The 21,593-nt window shown below is 32.2% G+C and carries 17 protein-coding genes; 6 read left to right on the forward strand and 11 right to left on the reverse strand.

The features are described from left to right. Nucleotides 1-187: 187 nt before the first annotated feature. Nucleotides 188-367: a hypothetical protein gene (locus tag ACEW8E_RS12455; RefSeq protein ID WP_373480672.1), complete on the forward strand. Its 180-nt coding sequence runs from the start codon at nucleotides 188-190 to the stop codon at nucleotides 365-367. Between the two features lie 45 nt (nucleotides 368-412). On the opposite strand, the gene ACEW8E_RS12460 is transcribed toward ACEW8E_RS12455, so the two are convergent. The 5 genes from ACEW8E_RS12460 to ACEW8E_RS12480 form a co-directional block, all read right to left on the reverse strand. Further along, entirely contained in the window at nucleotides 413-1,948 is a 1,536-nt protein-coding gene (locus ACEW8E_RS12460; protein ID WP_373480780.1) for an iron uptake porin, read from the reverse strand. Between the two features lie 169 nt (nucleotides 1,949-2,117). Beyond that, the gene (dnaK, locus tag ACEW8E_RS12465; protein WP_373480673.1) at nucleotides 2,118-4,337 is read right to left on the reverse strand and encodes a molecular chaperone DnaK; all 2,220 of its coding nucleotides are present in this window, start codon (nucleotides 4,335-4,337) and stop codon (nucleotides 2,118-2,120) included. A 367-nt stretch (nucleotides 4,338-4,704) separates the two neighbouring features. After that, nucleotides 4,705-5,739, reverse strand: coding sequence for a ribonucleotide-diphosphate reductase subunit beta (locus ACEW8E_RS12470; RefSeq protein WP_373480781.1), 1,035 nt, complete (start codon nucleotides 5,737-5,739; stop codon nucleotides 4,705-4,707). A 273-nt stretch (nucleotides 5,740-6,012) separates the two neighbouring features. Next, complete coding sequence (locus ACEW8E_RS12475; protein ID WP_373480674.1) at nucleotides 6,013-6,363, reverse strand: DUF1830 domain-containing protein; 351 nt, start codon at nucleotides 6,361-6,363, stop codon at nucleotides 6,013-6,015. Nucleotides 6,364-6,703: 340 nt separating this feature from the next. Then, nucleotides 6,704-7,408, reverse strand: a complete 705-nt coding sequence (locus tag ACEW8E_RS12480) for a hypothetical protein (protein ID WP_373480675.1) — start codon at nucleotides 7,406-7,408, stop codon at nucleotides 6,704-6,706. 64 nt (nucleotides 7,409-7,472) lie between these two features. On the opposite strand from ACEW8E_RS12480, the gene ACEW8E_RS12485 reads away from it, so the two are divergent. Beyond that, the gene (locus ACEW8E_RS12485; RefSeq protein ID WP_373480676.1) at nucleotides 7,473-7,907 is read left to right on the forward strand and encodes a peroxiredoxin; all 435 of its coding nucleotides are present in this window, start codon (nucleotides 7,473-7,475) and stop codon (nucleotides 7,905-7,907) included. Between the two features lie 85 nt (nucleotides 7,908-7,992). On the opposite strand, the gene ACEW8E_RS12490 is transcribed toward ACEW8E_RS12485, so the two are convergent. The 4 genes from ACEW8E_RS12490 to ACEW8E_RS12505 all read right to left on the reverse strand — a co-directional run bounded on the left by ACEW8E_RS12490 (nucleotide 7,993) and on the right by ACEW8E_RS12505 (nucleotide 14,252). After that, nucleotides 7,993-8,493 (reverse strand): cytochrome P450, encoded by a 501-nt coding sequence (locus tag ACEW8E_RS12490; protein WP_373480677.1) that lies wholly within the window; start codon nucleotides 8,491-8,493, stop codon nucleotides 7,993-7,995. A 304-nt stretch (nucleotides 8,494-8,797) separates the two neighbouring features. Further along, nucleotides 8,798-11,434: a bifunctional acetaldehyde-CoA/alcohol dehydrogenase gene (gene adhE, locus ACEW8E_RS12495; protein WP_373480678.1), complete on the reverse strand. Its 2,637-nt coding sequence runs from the start codon at nucleotides 11,432-11,434 to the stop codon at nucleotides 8,798-8,800. A 305-nt stretch (nucleotides 11,435-11,739) separates the two neighbouring features. Then, nucleotides 11,740-13,107 carry a cobyrinate a,c-diamide synthase gene (locus tag ACEW8E_RS12500; protein ID WP_373480679.1) on the reverse strand — a complete coding sequence of 456 codons (1,368 nt, stop codon included), beginning with the start codon at nucleotides 13,105-13,107 and terminating at the stop codon, nucleotides 11,740-11,742. A 65-nt stretch (nucleotides 13,108-13,172) separates the two neighbouring features. Further along, entirely contained in the window at nucleotides 13,173-14,252 is a 1,080-nt protein-coding gene (locus tag ACEW8E_RS12505; RefSeq protein WP_373480680.1) for a glycosyl transferase, read from the reverse strand. Nucleotides 14,253-14,405: 153 nt separating this feature from the next. Here ACEW8E_RS12505 and ACEW8E_RS12510 point away from each other — a divergent pair, with 153 nt between their 5' ends. After that, nucleotides 14,406-14,906 (forward strand): hypothetical protein, encoded by a 501-nt coding sequence (locus tag ACEW8E_RS12510; protein ID WP_373480681.1) that lies wholly within the window; start codon nucleotides 14,406-14,408, stop codon nucleotides 14,904-14,906. Between the two features lie 131 nt (nucleotides 14,907-15,037). On the opposite strand, the gene ACEW8E_RS12515 is transcribed toward ACEW8E_RS12510, so the two are convergent. After that, nucleotides 15,038-16,243 (reverse strand): GNAT family N-acetyltransferase, encoded by a 1,206-nt coding sequence (locus tag ACEW8E_RS12515; RefSeq protein WP_373480682.1) that lies wholly within the window; start codon nucleotides 16,241-16,243, stop codon nucleotides 15,038-15,040. A 175-nt stretch (nucleotides 16,244-16,418) separates the two neighbouring features. Here ACEW8E_RS12515 and ACEW8E_RS12520 point away from each other — a divergent pair, with 175 nt between their 5' ends. Continuing rightward, entirely contained in the window at nucleotides 16,419-18,971 is a 2,553-nt protein-coding gene (locus ACEW8E_RS12520) for a DUF3536 domain-containing protein (RefSeq protein WP_373480683.1), read from the forward strand. 330 nt (nucleotides 18,972-19,301) lie between these two features. Here ACEW8E_RS12520 and ACEW8E_RS12525 read toward each other — a convergent pair whose 3' ends face one another. Continuing rightward, nucleotides 19,302-20,042 carry a rhodanese-related sulfurtransferase gene (locus ACEW8E_RS12525; protein ID WP_373480684.1) on the reverse strand — a complete coding sequence of 247 codons (741 nt, stop codon included), beginning with the start codon at nucleotides 20,040-20,042 and terminating at the stop codon, nucleotides 19,302-19,304. A gap of 105 nt (nucleotides 20,043-20,147) precedes the next feature. On the opposite strand from ACEW8E_RS12525, the gene ACEW8E_RS12530 reads away from it, so the two are divergent. Beyond that, nucleotides 20,148-20,603: a peroxiredoxin gene (locus ACEW8E_RS12530; RefSeq protein WP_373480685.1), complete on the forward strand. Its 456-nt coding sequence runs from the start codon at nucleotides 20,148-20,150 to the stop codon at nucleotides 20,601-20,603. A gap of 229 nt (nucleotides 20,604-20,832) precedes the next feature. Beyond that, the gene (purC, locus tag ACEW8E_RS12535) at nucleotides 20,833-21,576 is read left to right on the forward strand and encodes a phosphoribosylaminoimidazolesuccinocarboxamide synthase (protein WP_373480686.1); all 744 of its coding nucleotides are present in this window, start codon (nucleotides 20,833-20,835) and stop codon (nucleotides 21,574-21,576) included. Nucleotides 21,577-21,593 lie beyond the last annotated feature (17 nt).

Below are 21,593 nucleotides of genomic sequence, written 5' to 3' on the forward strand. Positions count from 1 at the left end.
TTGGTGAAGCCTTAGAAGCGTTTCGCACCGCCATATCTTTTCGCTTTTTTCAATGGTTAAAAGATAATATTGAGGTATTTACTAATTATAAAGCAAGTTTGGGCTTTGTTTGGGCATAATTTTTGTTTAAGTACCGTTAACTCAAATCAACACGAAACTAGACAACTTAGCAGAAAACGTAAATCAGATGAAAGTAGATATAGCTACATTAAAAGAAGGGCAAACGACTATTAATAAAAGACTAGATACTATCGAAACCAGTTTAACAAAAAGAATAGATGGTATAGATACTCCCTTAAATACCTTAATAGCCGTTGCTTTTACAGCATTATTAGGGATTATCGCAAAATTAATCTTCGTAAAATAATCATTCTTGTAGTTTCAAATATAGCTACTTCTAAGATAGAGTAATTTAGAATATAAAAGTAGTACGCAAAGCACCGATAACTAAAGCATCATTACGAGTATTATTACTTGGATTAGTTACTACCACTACACCCGGAGTAATTTTAATGTTATCAGTAATGGCATATTCATAGAATGCCTCAATATGAAAAGAAGTATCATCTTCACCTAATCTTATTCCATTGTTTCTTCTAATAGTAGAATTAGTTTGCCAAGGTTGCATTCCTACAACTATACCCCCTAAATTACCTTCTTTGAATAAATCTGGAAAACCGAGAGTTGCTGCCCAATACCATACATCAGAGCTACCACGAGAAACATATATATCATTGGCACTATCAACCAAAGAGTCCAAAGTTCTAACATTAGAATAACCTCCCCATGCACCAAGAACAAATTTTTCTGCTAATTGCCACGACATCGTCAGGGCATAAGTGTTATGAGAAGTGTCAATAGGACTATCCGCAACAACTTGAGCAAATTGACGACTATTTTCACCAATACCAAAGGTATTATAACCTTGACCATAGGCAAAAGCCACAGCAAACTTATCATTAGGATAATAACCGATTTGAGCTATCGCACCGTAAGCGCCATTAAATAAGCCATTACCAGTTTCAGGATTATTAGCATCCGTAGCTAAATAACCTAGACTCCAACCAAAACTACCCATTTTTCCTTCTAAAGCTAAACCAGCACCTTCACCTTGATAATAGACTAAATTACGAGTACCAAAACTAGAGATTGCACCACTACCGCCATCGCCATCTAAAATACTTAAAGTATTAGTAAAGTCATCAAATGCACCACCCGCACCTTCTAACCAAAGGGTAATATTATCGTTAATAGGAAAATTATAGTTTAAAACTTCTACGACTACGTCATTATTATCAGGTTGTGCAAAGGCTAAACTGGCTTGTTGAGTGTTGGCGATGTCGGCAAATTCGGGAAAATTACCCGTAGCAAGACGAGTATAAAGTAAATCTTTTCCAGTAAAACTGGTACTTAATTCGATTCTAGTACGATTTCCTAATACTGGTACTTGTTCAATACTATCTCTACCATTATTTTTTTGTCCATTAAAAATACTACCCAAGGCAAAAATTACTTCACCACTTAACTTAGTAGTAGTGGAAAATTGATGATCTTCTAAAAATGCTATTCTACCTTCTAAGTTATCAACTCTAGCACCTAATGTTGATAATTCTGTTTCAAATTCTGCCATCAACCGTTTAAGTTTTTCTATATCTTCCCTTGTAACAGCTTCCGATTGGGCAATTAACCTCTCCATTTGTTGCATACAAGCGTTTAAACCAGCCGCAAACTCATAACGACTTAAGGCACGATTTCCTCTGAAAGTACGATCAGGATACCCTACAATACAACCATAACGCTCAACTAAACTTCTTAAGGCTTCAAATGCCCAATCTGTAGGCGATACATCTCTTAACTGAGATACTGAAGTTACTTGGGCTTGATTTTTCGTTGTTTGATAGTTGTCGATTTGTTCTAAAATGTCGTCTGTTGGTAAGGCTAATACCATATCGGGAAAAATAACAGATAATAACGCACTACCAATTAATAATTTATTCTTCACTTCTTTTTACTCTTCACAGGATTATTCTCTCTATACTATTTGATAATGATTATTTTTGTCAATAACAGCGTTTAAAAAGATTAATTTTCCGTGAAGATTAACTATCATTTTTTAGTTAAAACCAATCGTCATCGTCTTCCCAGCCATTTTCATAAGGAATGTCTCGTTTTTTTCCTTTACTATAACGTTGATCACTTCTTGATACATTGCGATCGCGCAGTGGCTTTTCACGATCGCCATCTTGAGGATAATCATTATAACGACGAGGAGAAGATTGAGAGCCTTGAGAAGTTGGCTTAGAACTTTTAGGATTACGAGAAGATGATAAACCACCACCGCCATAACCGTAATTATTGGGGTTGTCATAATCTCGATAGTCTCGACTAGGAGGCACTTTTGCACCGTATAAAGTAGTATCAGAATTACGATAAACTCGCTCCGTAGAGTTATAGTCATAATCATCATCATCGCCGACGAAAGTTTTTTTAATCGACTCAAAAAAGCCCTCGTTTTCATCGTCATATTGTAGTCTTACTTCACGATTTAACTCATAAAGAACATCCTGCAAATCTGCTTGGCTTCTATCTAAACGGCGATCATCATCTTTTTCTAAACTGTCGAGAATTTCACTACAAAGATTTTCGACATCTCGGCGATAAGGATTAGTAAATTGACTACCAAAATCGAGAGTAACTTCCCTTAAACGACGTTGTGCTTGATCTGTCAAAGCCTTAGCTCGATTACGTTTTTCCACTCTATCCCGTCTTTCTCTATCTTCTTTAGAAAATTCTTCGGCTTCCTTCATCATGGCATCAACTTCTATTTGTGACAAAGTAGAAGCACCTTGAACAATAATACGTTGCTCTCTACCTGTAGTTTTATCTCTGGCGATTACCTGTAAAATGCCGTTAGCATCAATATCGAAAGATACCTGAATTTGAGGAACTCCACGGGGTGCAGGAGGAATACCCGTTAACTTGAAACGCCCTAAAGACTTGTTATCTTCAGCCATTTCTCGTTCACCTTGCACTACATGAATTTCTACAGAAGTTTGATTATTTTCCGAAGTAGAGAATATATCAGAACGTCTTACGGGAATTGTAGTATTTCGAGGCAAGAGTTTTTTTGTCACCCCTCCAATTGTTTCTACACCTATAGATAAAGGGGTCACATCAAGGAGTAAAATATCTTTGACTTCTCCTCCCAAAATTCCTGCTTGAATGGCTGCTCCAACGGCTACAACCTCATCAGGGTTAACATTTTGATTAGGCTCAATATCAATAAAACTACGAACAAGCTCTTGAACGATAGGAATGCGGGTTGAACCACCAACTAATACAACCTCATCTATCTGTACTGGACTTAATCCTGCGTCTTTCAAAGCACGTTGAATAGGGCGGCGTAAGCGAGACACTAAATCACCACATAATTCTTCAAATTTACTACGACTGAGGCTAGTTTCGATGTGTTTTGGCCCGTCTTCTGTAGCGGTGATGAAAGGTAAGTTAATCTCTGTATTACTAACTCCTGATAGTTCAATTTTAGCCTTTTCGGCGGCTTCGGTTAACCGTTGTAAGGATTGCCTATCACGCCGTAAATCTACTTTTTCAGCTTCTAAAAATGCCTCCGCAAGGTAATCAACAATTCTTCTATCAAAATCATTACCCCCTAACTGAGTATCACCGCTAGTGGCTTTTACTTCTAAAACTCCATCACCCACTTCTAGGATAGAAACATCAAAAGTACCTCCTCCTAAGTCAAATACTAATATTTTCTCACTACGTCTTTTTTCTAAACCATAAGCTAAAGAAGCGGCTGTAGGTTCATTAACAATACGCAATACTTCTAACCCTGCAATTTTTCCAGCGTCTTTGGTAGCTTGACGTTGTGCATCATTGAAATACGCTGGTACAGTAATTACTGCTCCCGTGACTTCTTCTCCTAAATATCTTTCAGCTTCTTCGGCTAATTTGCGTAAAATCATCGCTGAAACTTCTTCAGGGGCAAATTCTTTCTTTAGTTTAGGGCAACGAATTTTAATATTATCAACCTCATCACGACGAATAGTATAGGGTACACGTTTTGATTCTTCGTTTAATTCACTGTATTTACGCCCCATAAAACGCTTAATGCCATAGTAAGTATTTTGAGGATTTAACACTCCTTGTCGTCTTGCCATTTGCCCAATGACTAACTCGCCATCTTTATTAAAACCTACCACAGAGGGAGTGGTGCGACTACCTTCAGAATTGGGAATAACGAGAGGCTTTCCCCCTTCCATAACTGCTACCACTGAGTTTGTTGTGCCTAAATCTATACCAACGACTCTACCCATTGTTACTTTTTTTCTCCAGTTTTCTCGTTATTTATCCTCCATGGAGGTTTTTCTAGTTTACTATTTATTTACAGAGGTTTAAACCTAATAATTGATAATATTTTTACCAATATTGTATTTTACTCTCTATCAAAACTTATTTTTCGGAAAAGGATTTACATTATTATGCCAAAAGGCAGAAAGAAATTAAAAATAATCTCCTTCTGTTTAAGTATTAAAGTATTTAGGTATTATATATTTTAATTAATAAAAATAACTAAGAATCTTTGTTGCCTTTTGCCTCCCCCTAAGTAAAGATACAGATGATTTTGCGTACTTATATCAATTTTGGATGATTATTAATGAGGAATCAATCAACTTTTTTTGATTAAATTTCATCCCATCCTGAAACCCCTGAAGACATCATATAACTGGTAACACTAGCTTCAAAGAAATTGGCTTTTGTATTACCTTCTTTTTTGGTGTCGGAAAATTTTTCTAAATGACTGTAAGGACTTTTGCTATAGTTACTATCAGTATAAAGAGGATCTAAGCCAATAGCTCGTAAACGAATATTCGCAAGGTATTTAGTATAGCGTTCAGTGCTAGATTCTGTAATACCTAAGATATTATTCCCCACAATATGGTTAGTCCATTTGCACTCATGATTGACGGCGGTATCAAACATTTCGTAAATTTGATCTAAAGAATAATTAAAAGTTTGCATCGCTTCAGGAATTAGTTTTTGATATAATCTCACATGGCTTAATTCATCACGATTAATCATTTTAAATATATCGGCACTGCCCGGCATTAACATTCTAGCTGCTAAATTATAAAAATAAATAAAGCCATTATAAAAGTATAAACCTTCTAATAAATAATCACTTAAAAGGGCAATAAAATAATTTTCTTTAGTGGGATTATCGATATATTTTTGATAGAAACCAGCGATAAATTCACATCTCGCCGATAACACTTTATCTGTGCGCCAAAAATCATAAACTTGATCTCTTTTATCCCTAGGAATAATTGTCTCAATCATATATTGATAGGCGTGATTGTGCATCCCCTCTTGAGAAATTTGTTCAGCCATACAAAGGCTAATTTCTGGGGCTGTAATGGAGCTTTTTAAGTGAGGAATATTACAAGTTTGAACAGAGTCTAAAAAAGTTAAGTAAGACAAGATTCCTTCAAATGCACGACGCTCATCTATGGTTAAATTCCAATAATCGGTTACATCTTGGGTTATATCAAGTTTTTGGGGAATCCAGAAATTCTCTCGCATCTGTTGATATAAGCTAATAGCCCATGAATAACGAACATCATTTAATTGCATTAAGTTGGTGGTATTACCAAACCACACAGTTCTATTCTCAATGCGATCATCTCCTGCTGGGTTAAAAATCGGAGTTAAGGGCATTTTCTGGTTAATGTCGTCAGCTATAATCACCATAAAATAAAAATTGAAATAATTGCGATAAAAGACAATTATAACGAATCATTTTGACTTAGATAGAGAAACTTAAATGTAATTGCATGAAAGAAAATTATGTATTTTTAAATTTTATTTAGGAATAAAAATCAACAAAAATTTATCCCTAAATATTAATATAAAATTATTTAAAATATCACTTTTTATACATAAAAAAAAGAGGTTTTAGTAATCAGAAAAAAAAGAGGTTTTATGTTTATTTTAAGCGATAATAGCTTCTAGATCTGAAGATATTGTATTTTCTTCTTTATTGTCAATATTTGTTTGATTTTCCTCCTGTTGTTCATCATTTTCTGACTCATGAACACACAAACGTTTACAAGGTATCGTATCAGATAAAATAGCACTAGCCATCATTCCTGAGTGAATTTCTAGTAAAGCCTCTGGTAAAGCCTCAAAGATTAATCTTTGTCCCGGAAAAACTACTCTCTCAAAATACCAATTACTAATATTTGTGATCCTAGCTATTTGAATTTGGTTTGTCGCATTAACATAACAACATAAAATAGCATCATTTTCATTGTGAGGAATCGCATCTAATATTTGAGCCATGACGATGATGGGTTTATTAAAATTTAATTTATTTTGATACTCTCTAAGCTAACATTCCTTGATCCCAATTAGTTGTAATGATGATTACCAATTCAATTTAATTTTCTTTTTTATCTTTTTTTCATGATAAGTTGGGATAATTATTAAGAAAATATTAAAACGTTGTTGATTGAATAATTCATCAATGAAATTCAATTAATTTTAGTAAATATCTTATGTTGATAATATGATTAGCCCTGGTGAGATAGTAAAATTTACAGATTTATTTTTCATATTAAGTTATTTTTCATCACTTTTTATTGTTAGGTAAAAAAAAGAATTTTATTTATAATCGTTATCTTTAAACTAAAAACTTTTCTTCAATGATTGTATTAAAAAGTTCTATATTTTTAGAAATATTATTGATAATTAATTTTAAATAATTGATTTTATTAATAGTTGATTTTAATTCAAGTGCATAATGAAAAGTTCCTCTAAATAATAAACCTGATTTGATCTTATTCTCTTTAGTTTTAACCTTAATATCAGTAATATTAATTAATAATGGATTTTGTAAGAATGGATAATAAAAAGTGACTTGCATTTTTACTGGTTTTAATCCTAAAATATCCCATTTATCGCTATTTAATAATATTTCTCTCATAAATTTTTCCCCATTATCTTTACTACCAGGTAGAGACATTAAACGTCTAATATTTAGCTGTATTTTTTGCCAATTATAATTATTAAATTTATCGATAAAGCGAATAATAATTTTTTGTAAATCAACATAGTTACTTCCTTTTTTTATAATAAAAGATATTTTGCCTATGGCAATAAAAATATTTATGCCTTCTTTAAAAGAAAATTGTAATAACTCTGGTTTACTTATTATGGGTTTTTCTAATTGCCAATCTAAAGGAATTATGTCAGTTTCTCTAAGTTTTACTAAGTTAAATTGACTGGGGTTAATAGTACCGCAAAAAAATGTCACCATAATATCATGATGATCATAAATTTTAATCGGTTTTTGAGGTTCAAAGTTTTTCGGAAAAAATATTTTCATCTTTCATTAAGTATTGTAAAGTAGAGTAAGAAACAGAATTTATTTAATTGTAGGGAATTTATTTATGACACTCACCGTTGGCACTAAAGCACCAGCATTCACCACTAAAGATGATAAAGGTAATATTGTTTCTTTGTCTGATTTTGCAGGTAAAGTAGTAGTTTTATATTTCTACCCTAAAGATGATACTCCGGGTTGCACCATTGAAGCCCAAGGTTTTCGTGATAATTATGAAGAATATCAAGGTAAAGATGTTGTTGTGTTAGGAGTTAGTAACGATGACGAAGCCTCCCACACAAAATTTAAAGAAAAATACGGTTTGCCTTTCAGTCTTTTAGCTGATACGGATAGAAGTATTTCTAAAGGCTATGATGTTGACGGTGGCGGTTATCCGAAACGAGTTACTTATATTATTAATGGTGACGGAATTATTTCTCATGTTGATGATAAAGTAAAAACTGCTACTCATGCTCAAGATATTCTAGCAACTATTGCTTAAATCCATAGTTTAAAACCTCCCCTTTTCAAGGGGAAATAGTTGTTATTTTCAATAAAATTAATTCTCAATATAATTCGTGTTTAATTCATTTTTTGAGTTTTCCTTTAAAAATCATCTTAACACCATCTTCATGACTTAATACTACACCTCTACGTTTAGGTTTGAGTTGCTTATCCTCAGCTAAAACTAAATCATATTCTGTAATTATTTTGGCGATCGCCAAAATAATTTCTGTTAAAGCTAAAACTTCTCCTAAACAACGTCTGACACCGCCGCCAAAAGGTAAAAATTCATAGGGAGAATATTGACGATGTAAAAATCTTTCAGGGATAAATTTTTCAGGTTGGGGATATAAATCTTCTCGATGATGAATCAAATAAATACAACCCATGAGAATACTATCTTGGGGTATTTGATAATCTAATAATTCAGTGTTAGTGGTTGCTTGTCGAGGAAAAGTCAACATCGCTACGGGATAAATCCGTAAAGTTTCATTACAAACAGCAGTTAAATAAGGTGATTTAAAGATGTTTGTATTATCAGTTTCTTGTAATTCTGTTATTAATTTTTGCTTAATTAAAGACATCTGGATTTTGTTTTACAGCAGTCATCATATAGCTAACAGGGATAAGCCATTGAATTTTTTGCCAAATAACAGGTTTTTGAAAGGATTTAACAAGTTTCATTATTTAAGGTAAGTATTAGATATTAGATATTCGGTATCAGGAGTTAGGTTTTAGGTTTTAAATAATTAGTTTATAGATTATTCAATATTCTTCCTCATTCCTATTAAGAGGGTGAAACCAATTCACCCCTACAGTATTCCCTGTTTCCCTTCTATCTCCTAACTCCTAACTCCTAACTCCTATCTCCTATCTCCTAATTAATCATTACTTAACCGTAGTTACACTAGCTGAATTATCAAATTGAGATTCAAGGTTAAAACCACGATAAGCAGTAATATATAACTCTTTTAAATCCTTAATGAGAGGATAACGAGGATTAGTGCCTGTACATTGATCATCGAAGGCTTCTTCTGCTAAACTATCGAGGGAATCATAAAAAACCTGATCTTCAATGGTTAATACTTCTTTAATCGTGGCAGGAATACCTACTTCTCGTTTTAGGTTTTCGATAGCTTCCACTAATTTTTCAACTTTTTCTTCCTCCGTAACACCACCTAAATGTAAATAATCGGCAATTTGTGCATAACGGAAAAGGGCGTTAGGATATTTATATTGAGGGAAAATCGCTTGTTTAAAAGGTGCATCCGTAGCGTTATAACGAATAACATGACTTATCATCAAAGCATTAGCTAAACCGTGAGGCACATGAAATTGTGAACCTAGTTTGTGAGCTAAAGAGTGACAAATTCCCAAGAAAGCATTAGCAAACGCCATCCCCGCAATGGTTGCCGCTGAATGTACTTTTTCTCTTGCCTTAACATCTGTTGCCCCGTTATGATAAGCACTAGGAAGATATTTAAACAATAAACCGATAGCTTTTAAACATAAACCACTGGTAAATTCTGTGGAGTAAATAGAAACATAGGCTTCTAAAGCATGAGTAAGGGCATCAACGCCACCAAAAGCAGTTAAACTTTTAGGCATATTTAATACTAACTCAGGATCGACAATAGCGATATTCGGAGTTAACGCATAGTCTGCTAAAGGATACTTTATGCCCGTTTTGTCATCTGTCACCACAGCAAAAGGTGTTACTTCCGAGCCTGTACCAGATGTGGTAGGAATGGCTACCATCATAGCTTTTGTGCCTAGGGGGGGTAAATCATAAACCCGTTTACGAATATCCATAAAACGAGTAGCAATACCTTCAAATTCTACCTCTGGATGTTCATAAAGTAACCACATAATTTTGGCTGCATCCATAGGAGAACCACCACCTACTGATATAATCACGTCAGGGTTAAATTTATTCAGTAATGCTAATCCACGATTAACAGTACTTAAAGAAGGATCAGGCTCTACATCATAGAATACATCATATTTGATGCCCATTTGCTCTAAAACCCCTTCAATTTTTACCGTCACCCCTAAATCATAGAGAGGTTTATCCGTGACAATAAAAGCACGATGTTTTCCTGCTAAATCTCCTAAAGCAACAGGAAGACAGCCATATTTGAAATAAACTTTCGGTGGTACTCTAAACCAAAGCATATTTTCTCGTCGTTCCGTGATAGTCTTAACATTGAGTAGATGATGTACTCCAACATTCCCACTGATAGAGTTACCGCCCCAACTACCGCAACCAAGGGTTAAAGAAGGATCAAGACGGAAGTTATATAAGTCACCAATTGCACCTTGAGAAGAAGGAGTATTTACTAATACCCTACTTGTCTCCATTCTTTCTTCAAAATACTCGATTAAATTATGTTTTTCAGGACTAATATAAATACAAGAAGTATGTCCTTTTCCTCCAAATTCAACTAATTTAGCGGCTTTTTCCGTAGCTTCTTCAAAGGTAGTCGCCCGATACATTGCTAAAATTGGGGATAGTTTTTCATAGGATAAAGGTTCATTAAAACCAATATTTTCTACCTCAGCAATTAACAATTTACTATCTTCAGGAATGGTTATATTTGCTAATTCGGCAATTTTTGTCACGGATTGCCCCACTATCTCAGCATTAATTCTACCATCTTTGAGGATAATATTTCTTAACTTCTCTAAATCCTCAGAATTAACGAAATAAGCTCCTCTACGTTCAAATTCTCCCTTAAACTCTTCATATATCTCATTTTCAACAATTACCGACTGCTCAGAGGCACAAATCATTCCATTATCAAAAGTCTTACTGAGCATGATAGAAGATACTGCCATTTTGATATGAGCGCTTTTTTCGATAACGGCAGGAGTATTTCCTGCACCAACTCCTAGGGATGGATGCCCTGAAGAATAAGCAGCTTTTACCATACCAGGGCCGCCTGTTGCTAAAATTAATTTAATCTCAGGATGTTGCATTAAGGCTTGAGATACTTCTAAAGTAGGCTCATCAATCCAACCGATAATGTCTTCAGGTGCGCCTGCGGCAATGGCTGCATCTCTTACAATTCTAGCTGCTTCAACAGTACTTCTTTTTGCCCTCGGATGAGGAGATAAAATGATAGCATTACGAGTTTTTAACGCTAAAAGGGTTTTAAAAATTGCCGTAGAAGTGGGGTTTGTAGTGGGAATTATTCCAGCTATTATGCCTAAAGGTTCGGCTATTTTTTCAATGCCATATAATTCATCTTTTTCGATAACTCCACAGGTTTTTTCATCTCGATATTTGTTATAAATAATCTCAGAAGCGAAATGATTTTTTATAACTTTATCTTCAATAATTCCCATCCCTGTTTCGCTACAAGCAAGTTTTGCTAAGGGAATACGAGCATCGTTGGCGGCTAAAGCTGCTCTTTTGAAAATGCGATCAACTTGTGCTTGGGTAAAATGTGCATACTGTTTTTGAGCTTTTTTAACTTTAGTAATTAATTGCTCTAATGTGGCTAAATTGTTTGTAATGTCCATTAATAATTACTCCTTTAACTAAGCATTGAATAGAAAAATTTAATCTGTAAGTGACAAACAAATATTTAATTATCTATTTCAATTTAATTATAGATGATCTTTTTAGGATAGTTCATTTATTTATCGATGAACAGAAAATATAGAAGATAGAAGTTATTAATTATCTATTGTCAATTATTCTGTCTTAATTTTGTGTATCAATAATTTGATTTTTAAACATTTTATTTAATACCTAATACCTACTTTAATAAATTATACTTTTTTCTGAAAGGCTAATTAAGATTATATTTATAGTTTCTAAATTGTCACAAAATTTCTTCTAAAAATATCTTTATTTGGGGAATAATATTAGCAAAATGAATATGTAAATAGGAGGCATAAATATTTTGAATTTGCCATCCTTGATAAGATAATATTTGTTGAGTATAATAATCTTTAATTTCTATAATTGGTGAGTTAGAATCCTGATAATTTTTACCACGATGAAATTCATGACCGTTTAATATTATAGTGTTTTTAAAGAGTTTATTCTTGACTAAAATTTTTCCTTTTCTATAACCAATAGTTAATTTTTTATCCATCATCACAATATTAGGTAAAACTCCTACCATTTCCCATGATTTACTTTCAAAATCAATAATTTTTTCTGATAAATACATCATTCCTCCACATTCTGCATAAGTAAAAATACCTGAATTTATGGCTTTTTTTAATGATTTTATCATAGTTATATTTTTCACTAATTCTGAGGCAAAAACTTCAGGAAACCCTCCTCCTAAATAAATTCCTTGAATGTTATCAGGTATTTTATCATCATTTATAGGGCTAAAAAATACTAATTCTACTCCTAAACTTTCTAAAATATCAAAGTTATCTTGATAATAAAAATTAAAGGCTTTATCTTTGGCGATCGCAATTCTTATGTTATACTTTTTTTGAGGAGTAAAATGGGAAGAATTAATAACAAGTTTATTAGTAAAATAATTTTTTTTTTCCTGAAAGTAAGGCATTAATATATCCCAAGAGAAACTATTTTCAGCGAGAATACCTAATTGTTTAAAAATTTGTTTATGAAGTGTAATTTCTTCGGTGGGAATTAAGCCTAAATGTCGTGATGGCAACTCAATATATTTCTCTCTAAACCATATCCCAACTATGGGAATTGAACATATTTTTAACCCTTCTTTTAATAAAGATAAATGCTTTTCACTACCAACTTTATTTAAGATTATCCCTACTATTCTAACTTCTAAATCTAAGTTAACATATCCATAGATAATTGCCGCAATAGAAGTACTTAATTTACTACAATCAATAATTAAAATAACGGGAATTTGCAATAATTTAGCAATATGAGCAGTGCTTCCGTAACAGAAAGAAGTATGAGTAGGAACACCATCATATAACCCCATAACTCCTTCAATAATACTAATATCTGCTTGTTGACTATGATAGGAAAAACATGATTTAATATAGTCTTCAGAGGTTAAAATAGGATCAAGATTACGACAAGGTAAACCAGTAATAGCAGTATGAAACATGGGATCAATATAATCAGGTCCAACTTTAAAAGATTGAATGGATTTCCCTTGATTTTTTAACCATGATAATAAAGCTAAAGTGATGGTAGTTTTGCCAACGCCACTTCTTTCTCCAGCAATAATTAAAGGCATTTGATAATTAGGAATTAGGAATTAGGAATAATTTATCTGTGAGAAAATTAGAGATTTTACAAAATTTACTTATCAAAAAAATTAACAACTTCTTTTGCAATTATTTCTGTGCCATTTTTAGCTATTTTATCATTACTTTGAGGGGGTAATAATTCTTGATTCAAAAAATCCCAATTACCTTCAAAAAATTCTTGATAATTAACAATATTATGATAACTATAATCTTTTAAACCCTGTAACAAAATTTCTGCTTCGGCAAAACCTTCTCTTGTCACACTAATTAAAGGAATCTCTAGGCGCATACTTTCAGCGAAAGTACTAAAACCTGGTTTAGACATTACTCTACCACATATGGGCATAAAATCTACAGGACGATCACATTTATCAGTAACTTTAAATAAATTAGGTAAATCTGGTGCATTTGTAGCAAAAGTAATAAACTGATAATGAGGAAAACGACTTAAATTTTCATAGGGAATTGCCTCTATTCCCAAGCCACCAAAAGTTAATAAAATAGTTTTTTCTTTTTCGGTAAAAAGGTTAAATTTCTCTCGCAATTTAGCTTCAGAATAACGAGGAATACCACCAGTTAAACCCATATTTTCTATCAGAGGAAAACTAGCCATTTCTTCTGCTAAAGGTAAACGAAAAAGACGGTGACATTTTTGATAACGACGGGTTAACCAATCAGCAATTTCTGTAAATTCGTCACCCCAAGCGCGATAAATAAAATCCCAACCAAAATTACTCATCATCCAACAAGGAATACCAGCTTTTTCGGCAATAGTTGCGATAATAGCAGGAATATCAGCTAAAATTAAGCTAACTTCATTAATATTAATAAATTCTACTTCTGTTGCTACGATTTCCTTTTCCCGAAGACGATATTCTTTCATTTTCGCCAAAGTTGCGGCTAAATCCATCGTCAAACTATCAGATTGAATAACTCCCACATCAAAAGCGCGATAACGATAAATAAAATCTCCCTCAATATAAGATTCTAACAACCATCGAGGTGCAGTAGTTACTAATATTAATAGAATATCGGGGTTTAATTTTTGAACTTGATTTGCAATAGTAGCCATTCGTACTGCATGACCAAATCCATGATTTGTGATAGCTAAATATAAAACAGGTCGAGACATGAGATAATTATTAAACAAAAATTTAAAGTTAGTCAAGGTTAAATAATAGCTGATAATAGTAAAGGTAAAGTCAAAAAATATTTATAAATAGGTATTTTTTTACTTATTCCGATAAAATAAATATTATCTAAGTATTTCTCTTGAAAAAAAGCAGTGAATGAGAGTTTAAATCATATTCGACAGACTATTATTTTAATTAAATATTATAGCTTTGATTTAGGTAGTTATAATATTAGAGAATTAATTGTAAAATGGACTAAAATTTATCCTCATAATTGGCTACCTTTAGGGATAACAGAAGCTATTTATCAAGGAAGATTAAAAGCTGTTTCTGTGGAACAAATTTTGAATTTATGGTTAAAAAAAGGAGGGATTAATCAAAGTTTTAACTATGAATTTTGTCGTTTAATTAAACCTGAAACTAATTTTTTTTTAGAAGAAGATAAAGAGTTAAAAGATATTTTTAGTCAGGAATGCCAAAACCAAGAATCAAAAAATATTTTACCGATTAATGATGAGGAAATATCTAGGGATAATATAGGGATTATTTCTCCTGAATTTTCTTTGGATAATTTTCAACCGTTGAATGATTATTCACAATGTTTTCAAAAATTAAAATCCTTTACTATCGATAAAAAATTAGATAAATTATAATAGGTAAACTTGTTAACTATTGGAATAGATTTAACTAAAATTTTATCTCAAAACAGCTCATCAATAAAAGTATTAGAATGAAATTTATAGTTAGAATAAACTATTATTAGTCTTACCGCTTTTAAAAACACTTAAACAATTAAATTAATATCTTTCTTAGTAAAGGGTAAATCTTCATTTATTGCCTTTATTTCTTCTTCAGCACTAAAATTAATTTCATTAATATATTGATTTAAAATATTATTCATTCTAGGATGATAAAAACGGTGCATACTATAGTTAGAAGTAGCTGGAAAACCTCGACGACGTTTGTGTGTCCCCCCAGCACCGGGGTCATACATTTTAATACCTTGAGTTATTCCCCATTCTATCGGTTTATAGTAACAAGTCTCGAAATGTAAACAGTCAAATTCTGCTAAACTCCCCCAGTATCTACCATATAAATTCTCTCCTTTACGAATACAAAAAGACATTCCCACAGGAGTATTTTCATCATTTTCCCTATAGGCGGTAACTAACATTAACCTATGTTTATAATTAGGATAAAGTTGCTCAAAAAATTGTTTTTTTAGATATTTACTTCCCCAATAAAATTTATCACAAGTGTTACTATAAAACTTATAAATATAGGGATATAAATAATGGGGAATATCATCACCAACTAAATTTTTAGTAATTAATCCTGCTTTTTCAACTGCTTTTCTTTCTCTTTTAATATTCTTTCTTTGATTAGAGTTAAATATCTGTAAATAATCATCAAAATTATTAAAGTTATTATCACTCCAAATATAACTGTGATGCATCCAAGCCGTAAAACCAAATTGAGAAATTACTGACTGCCATTGAGGATCTACAAACAAAAAGTTACAACCTGAAAGTTTATTCTTAAAACAAAAATTATCAATAGCATTAACCATTATTTCTGTAATTTTTAATTCGTCTTCTCCTTCAGCGATTAAGAAACGATAACCTACCGCAGGAGTAAAAGGAGTCATACCCAATAATTTAGGATAGTATTCAATATTTAAACGATAAGCTAAATCAGCCCATTGATGATCAAAGACAAATTCACCGTAACTATGGCCTTTTATATATAATGGCGCAGCCGCAATTAAATTATGTTCATGCCAAACAGTTAGATGGCAAGGTTGCCAACCTGTGCGAGGATTAACACTACCAGAAGTTTCAAGGTTATTTAACCACTCCCATTCTAAGAAAGGAGTAGAAAGGGGTAAAGCCATAACATCCCATGATGATTGAGGAATTTCTGCTATTTTTTCATGCCAACGAATAGTATAAGGAGAATCTTTTTTTTTGCCAAAAAGTTTATCAATCATAACTCAAGGGGATTTTAGTGATTACATTATCACTTATTATAAACAAAACAATTGTCGAGAAATAGAGAATGAAAATAACTCCCAATAGTTATAGAATCCAGATATTTAACAAGAAAATTAATTACCATCAGAAAATTAAGGTTAAATAGTAAAAGAAACATTTTATTTTTTGTCCATGACTACTGCTACCATCGATAACTTAACCGATAATCTTTTAATTCCAGAAAACTCTCCTCTACATCAAGCAGAAGGCGTTTATGTTACAGTACACGGACACTTTTATCAACCTCCTAGGGAAAATCCTTATCTTAACGTCATCGAAAGACAGCCTAGCGCACATCCTTTTCATGATTGGAATGAACGTATTTTTTATGAATGTTATCGTAATAATGCCTTTGCTCGTATTTTCAACAATTCTGGTGATATTGTCGGCATTGTCAATAATTATGAGTATATGAGTTTTAATATTGGTGCTACTTTAATGTCATGGTTAGAAAAATATGATCTTGAAGTCTATCATAAAATTATTGAAGCGGATAAAATTAGTTGTCAAAAATTAAATGGTCACGGTAATGCCATCGCTCAAGTGTATAATCATATTATCTTGCCACTTGCCAACGAAAAAGATAAATATACCCAAGTAAGATGGGGAAAAGCGGATTTTTATCATCGTTTTGGCAGACAACCAGAAGGAATGTGGTTAGCAGAAACGGCGGTAGATTATCCCACTTTAGAAGTATTAATTGCCGAAGGAATTAAGTTTATTATTCTCGCACCAACTCAAGCTAAAAAGTGTCGGCAAATGGGAGATAATCAGCAATGGCAGGAAGTAGGGGGAGGACAAATTGATCCCACTCGTCCCTATCGATGTTATGTTAATAAAAAGGATTATATTGATATTTTCTTCTATGATGGCCCTATTTCTGGAGATATGGGTTTTGGAGATGTTTTATTAAGTAGTAATCATTTTTATTCTCGCCTAAAATCAGCCGTAAGAGGAGATAATAGACAATCACAAATTATTTCGGTGGCTACCGATGGTGAAACCTTTGGGCATCATAAAAAAGACACAGAAAAATGTCTTGCCTATGCTTTTACTCAAGAATTTCCTCAAAAAGGGTGGACTGTTACCAACTATGCGCATTATCTTAGTATTGTTACTCCAGAATGGGAAGTAGTATTAAAACCCGTTACCGCTTGGAGTTGTTATCACGGTGTGGAAAGATGGAAAGATGATTGTGGTTGTGGTGGCGGCGGTGAATATCATCAAAAATGGCGTAAACCTTTACGAGAAACTTTAAATTGGTTACGAGATGAATTAACCAAAGTTTACGAAGATGTTGGCTATAACTACTTTAAAAATCCTTGGTTAGCCAGAGATGAATATATAAAAGTTATTTTAGATCGTAATCCTGACAATGTTAAACAATTTTTAAACATCCATAGTATTCATCAATTATCATCTGCTGAAGAAATTGACGCTTTACGATTATTAGAAATCCAAAAAAACTCTTTATTAATGTTTACCAGTTGTGGTTGGTTTTTTGAAGAAATTTCTCGCCCTGAAGGTACACAGATATTACGTTATGCTTCCCATGCCATGGAGTTAGTAGGAGAAATTACTGGAGTACAATTAGAGAAAGAATTTATTACTCGTTTAGCTGATGCACCAAGTAACGTTAAAGAATATGCTAACGGTGAAGGAGTTTATCGTCAAGGAGTAATACCCTCGAAAGTAAATTTAGAACAAGTAACCGCTCATTATGCGCTCAGTTCTTTATATAATAATTATCAAGACGAAGAAACTATCTATTGTTACTCTACTCAACAATTAGATTATCAAAAACAACAAATAGGTTCTTTGACTTTGACTATAGGACAAGTATGCTTAACATCTAATATAACTTGGGAAAGAGGACATTTTATTTTTGCGGTTTTACACTTGGGAGGATGGGATTTTCATTGTTGTATTCAACCTTTTTCTAGTCGTCTAGCTTATAGCCAAATGAAAGAAGAATTGTTTTTGATGTTAAAACAAACCAGTATTGTAGATTTAATTTTAACTATGAGTCGTTTATTTGGTAATAAATCCTTTGATTTAAAACATCTTTTCGCTGAAGAAAGATTATCTATTATGCAAAAATTAACTACTACTACGAAAAAAAGGCTTGATCAACTTTATACTCAAGTATATCGAGATAATTATAGTATTTTACTTGCTTTTCAACGGGATGAAGTGCCAATTCCTCAAGAGTTGCAAGTAGCAGCAGAAGTTGCCATTTCTTATCGTTGTCTAAAAGTCATTGAGACTATTAATACTAATCATCCTAGCTTAGATATTTTAGATTCTTATTTAACTGATTTAGAAACTATTGCTAATGAAGCGGATTATTTAAGATGTAAGTTAGAGATACCAAAAGGTAAAAAAACCCTTGAAAATCTAATTTTATCTTGTCTTCAACAAATTTTATCTTCACAAAGAGTTGATACCTTAGAAGCAGATATTCAATTGATAGATAAGTTAATCAAAATAGGTAAACAATTAAGATTAAATCTTTGGTTAGATAAAGCTCAAGAAACCTATTATTATTTTATACATCAACAAATTTTGCCTAATCTTCCTCCACCAAATTTATCTTCTTCCGATAATCATAATTTACGTTGTTGGAAAAAGTTAGGCGATTTTTTAGACGTTTTCTTTCCCATCGTTGACGCTAATATAATTTAGGCTTTAAGTTGGGAGTTAGGAGAAAGGAGTTAGGAGAGAGAAAAGAGGAAAGAGGAAAGAGGAAAGAGGAGAAATACTGAAAAATTAAAATTTTGTGTTACCTATACAATGATTATAGTTATATTTAATAAAAATAAGGTCAAAAGTGTTAACTCCATGAATAAAAATCCTCAAAACTGCACCTTTTTTGGTTAATGTAGTGTGTCTAAATAGTTGATTTCAATAATCTTATGATTCTCAGGCATAAATCATTAATAATTGATAAAAAACTATTAAGAATTGATTTCTCCCTCGATTAATTTAATAAATAAGTTACTAAAGTTACTAAAATTAACCCAAGTCAGATAATTGATAACTACCTTTTTCCAAACCATGTTTAACTGTTATCCTCTCATCAAAAACAAAACATTCTCCTTGCCATAAACTTTCTTGTGGAGGGATTTCCTCTAAATATTTCAGGATTCCTCCTTCAAGGTGATAAACTTCTTTAAAACCTTTACTTAACATCAAAGCCGTAACTTTTTCGCATCGAATACCACCAGTACAAAATAATGCTACTTTTTCATCTTTTTCTGGATTTAAGTTATTATTTATATAATCATTAAACTGTGTAAAAGAATCAATATGGGGATTTTGTGCATTTTTAAAAGTGCCGATTTCATATTCATATTCATTGCGAGTATCGACGACTTTTACTTCAGGATTAGATATTAAATTATTCCAATCTTTAGGTTTAATATAAGTACCAACTTGTATATTAGGATTAGCTTCATCAATGCCAAAAGTGATGATTTCTCGTTTTATTTTAACTTTCATTCTCTTAAAAGGCATCTTTTCTACTTCACAGAATTTAATTTCTAATGATTCATAATTAAGCTCTTTTTTGATATTATTAATTACTTTATCTAGCTCTTTTTTTTCTCCAACAATATTAGCATTAATCCCTTCTTTGGCAATTAATATTGTACCTTTTATTTGACTTTCATTACACCAATTTAAAAATTTAGTTTGTAAATCTTTTAGGTTATCTAATACTAAAAAACGATAAAAAGACGCAAATGTAAAACTCATGAAATTTATTTTTCGAGAAAACTCAATGAATGGGATATATTTATTTCTTTCTCATCATACTTTAGATACAATTAACAGTAAACTATTTTATTCTTTTTTTATATTATGACAAGTTTACAAGTAGGCGATCGCACACCAGATTTTACTTTACCCTCAGCAACAGGAGAAAACGTTAGTTTAAGCGACTTCCTAGGAAAAAAAGCCGTAGTAATTTATTTCTATCCTAAAGATGATACCCCCGGATGTACCGCCGAATCTTGTGCTTTTCGAGATAGCTATGACGTATTTCAAGAAGCAGGAGCAGAAGTTATCGGTATTAGTAGCGATTCTGTGACTTCTCATCAACAATTTGCCAGTAAATATAAACTACCTTTTATTTTATTAAGCGACACTCAAAACCAAGTCAGAAAATTATTTGATGTACCAGCAACTCTTTTTATCTTACCCGGTAGAGTTACCTATATAATCGATAAAAATGGTATTGTCCGTCATATTTTTAATTCTATGTTAGATTTTAAAGCCCATGTGGATGAAGCCTTAAAAACTATCAAATCTATGTAATTAAACTTCTTTTCTCAGGGTGGAATAAGGATTGAAAAGTTAACAGAGGAAAACTAAATATTGGAGATGTCAACTATGAGTATTTCTTCTAAACTCCCTGTTTCCTTTCTATCTCCTAACTCCTAACTCCTATCTCCTAACTCCTATCTCCTATTTCCTATCTCCTAAATACTGACGGGTTATGATATGGTGATATGTGAATATTTTTTCTATGTAATGGTTTGCGATTATGTCAACACCCTCTAAACTGTACGAAGGTAAAGCTAAAATTGTTTATGCTACGGAAAATTTACAGGAATATTTAACCTATTTTAAAGATGATGCTACGGCATTTAATGCACTCAAAAAAGGCACAATCATGGGGAAAGGGGAGATTAACTGTACAATTTCTTCAGCATTGCTCAATTATTTAGGCTCTAAGGGCATTAAAACTCATTTTTTGGCTCAAAAGTCAGAAAGAGAAATGTTAGTTAAAGCTGTGCAAATAATCCCGTTAGAAGTAGTGGTGAGAAATATTGCCGCAGGAAGTTTATGTAAACAAACAACATTACTTGAAGGACAAAAATTACCTTTTCCTTTAGTGGAATTTTATCTCAAAAATGATGATTTAGGAGATCCTCTTTTAACCGTTGATCGTCTTAATATCATGAATATAGCTACTGTTGAGCAAATTAACCAGTTAAAAGATAACGCCTTAAAAATCAATCAATATTTGATAGAATTCTTTGGTAGTTGTGATATTACTTTAGTCGATTTTAAACTTGAATTTGGGTTAGATTTTGAGGGGAATTTACTATTAGCTGATGAAATTAGTCCTGATACTTGCCGTTTATGGGATAACTTGGAACAAGATATAGAAAAAAGAGTCTTAGACAAAGATCGCTTTCGTCGAGATTTAGGTAAAGTTGAATCAGCATATCAGCAAGTACAAAAAAGAGTTTTAACTCAAATTGAAAAACTGAAAAATACCTAGTATATTTAGAAAGAATT

Origin of the sequence: Geminocystis sp. (assembly GCF_041753295.1) — a bacterium.
Taxonomy (GTDB): Bacteria; Cyanobacteriota; Cyanobacteriia; order Cyanobacteriales; family Cyanobacteriaceae; genus Geminocystis.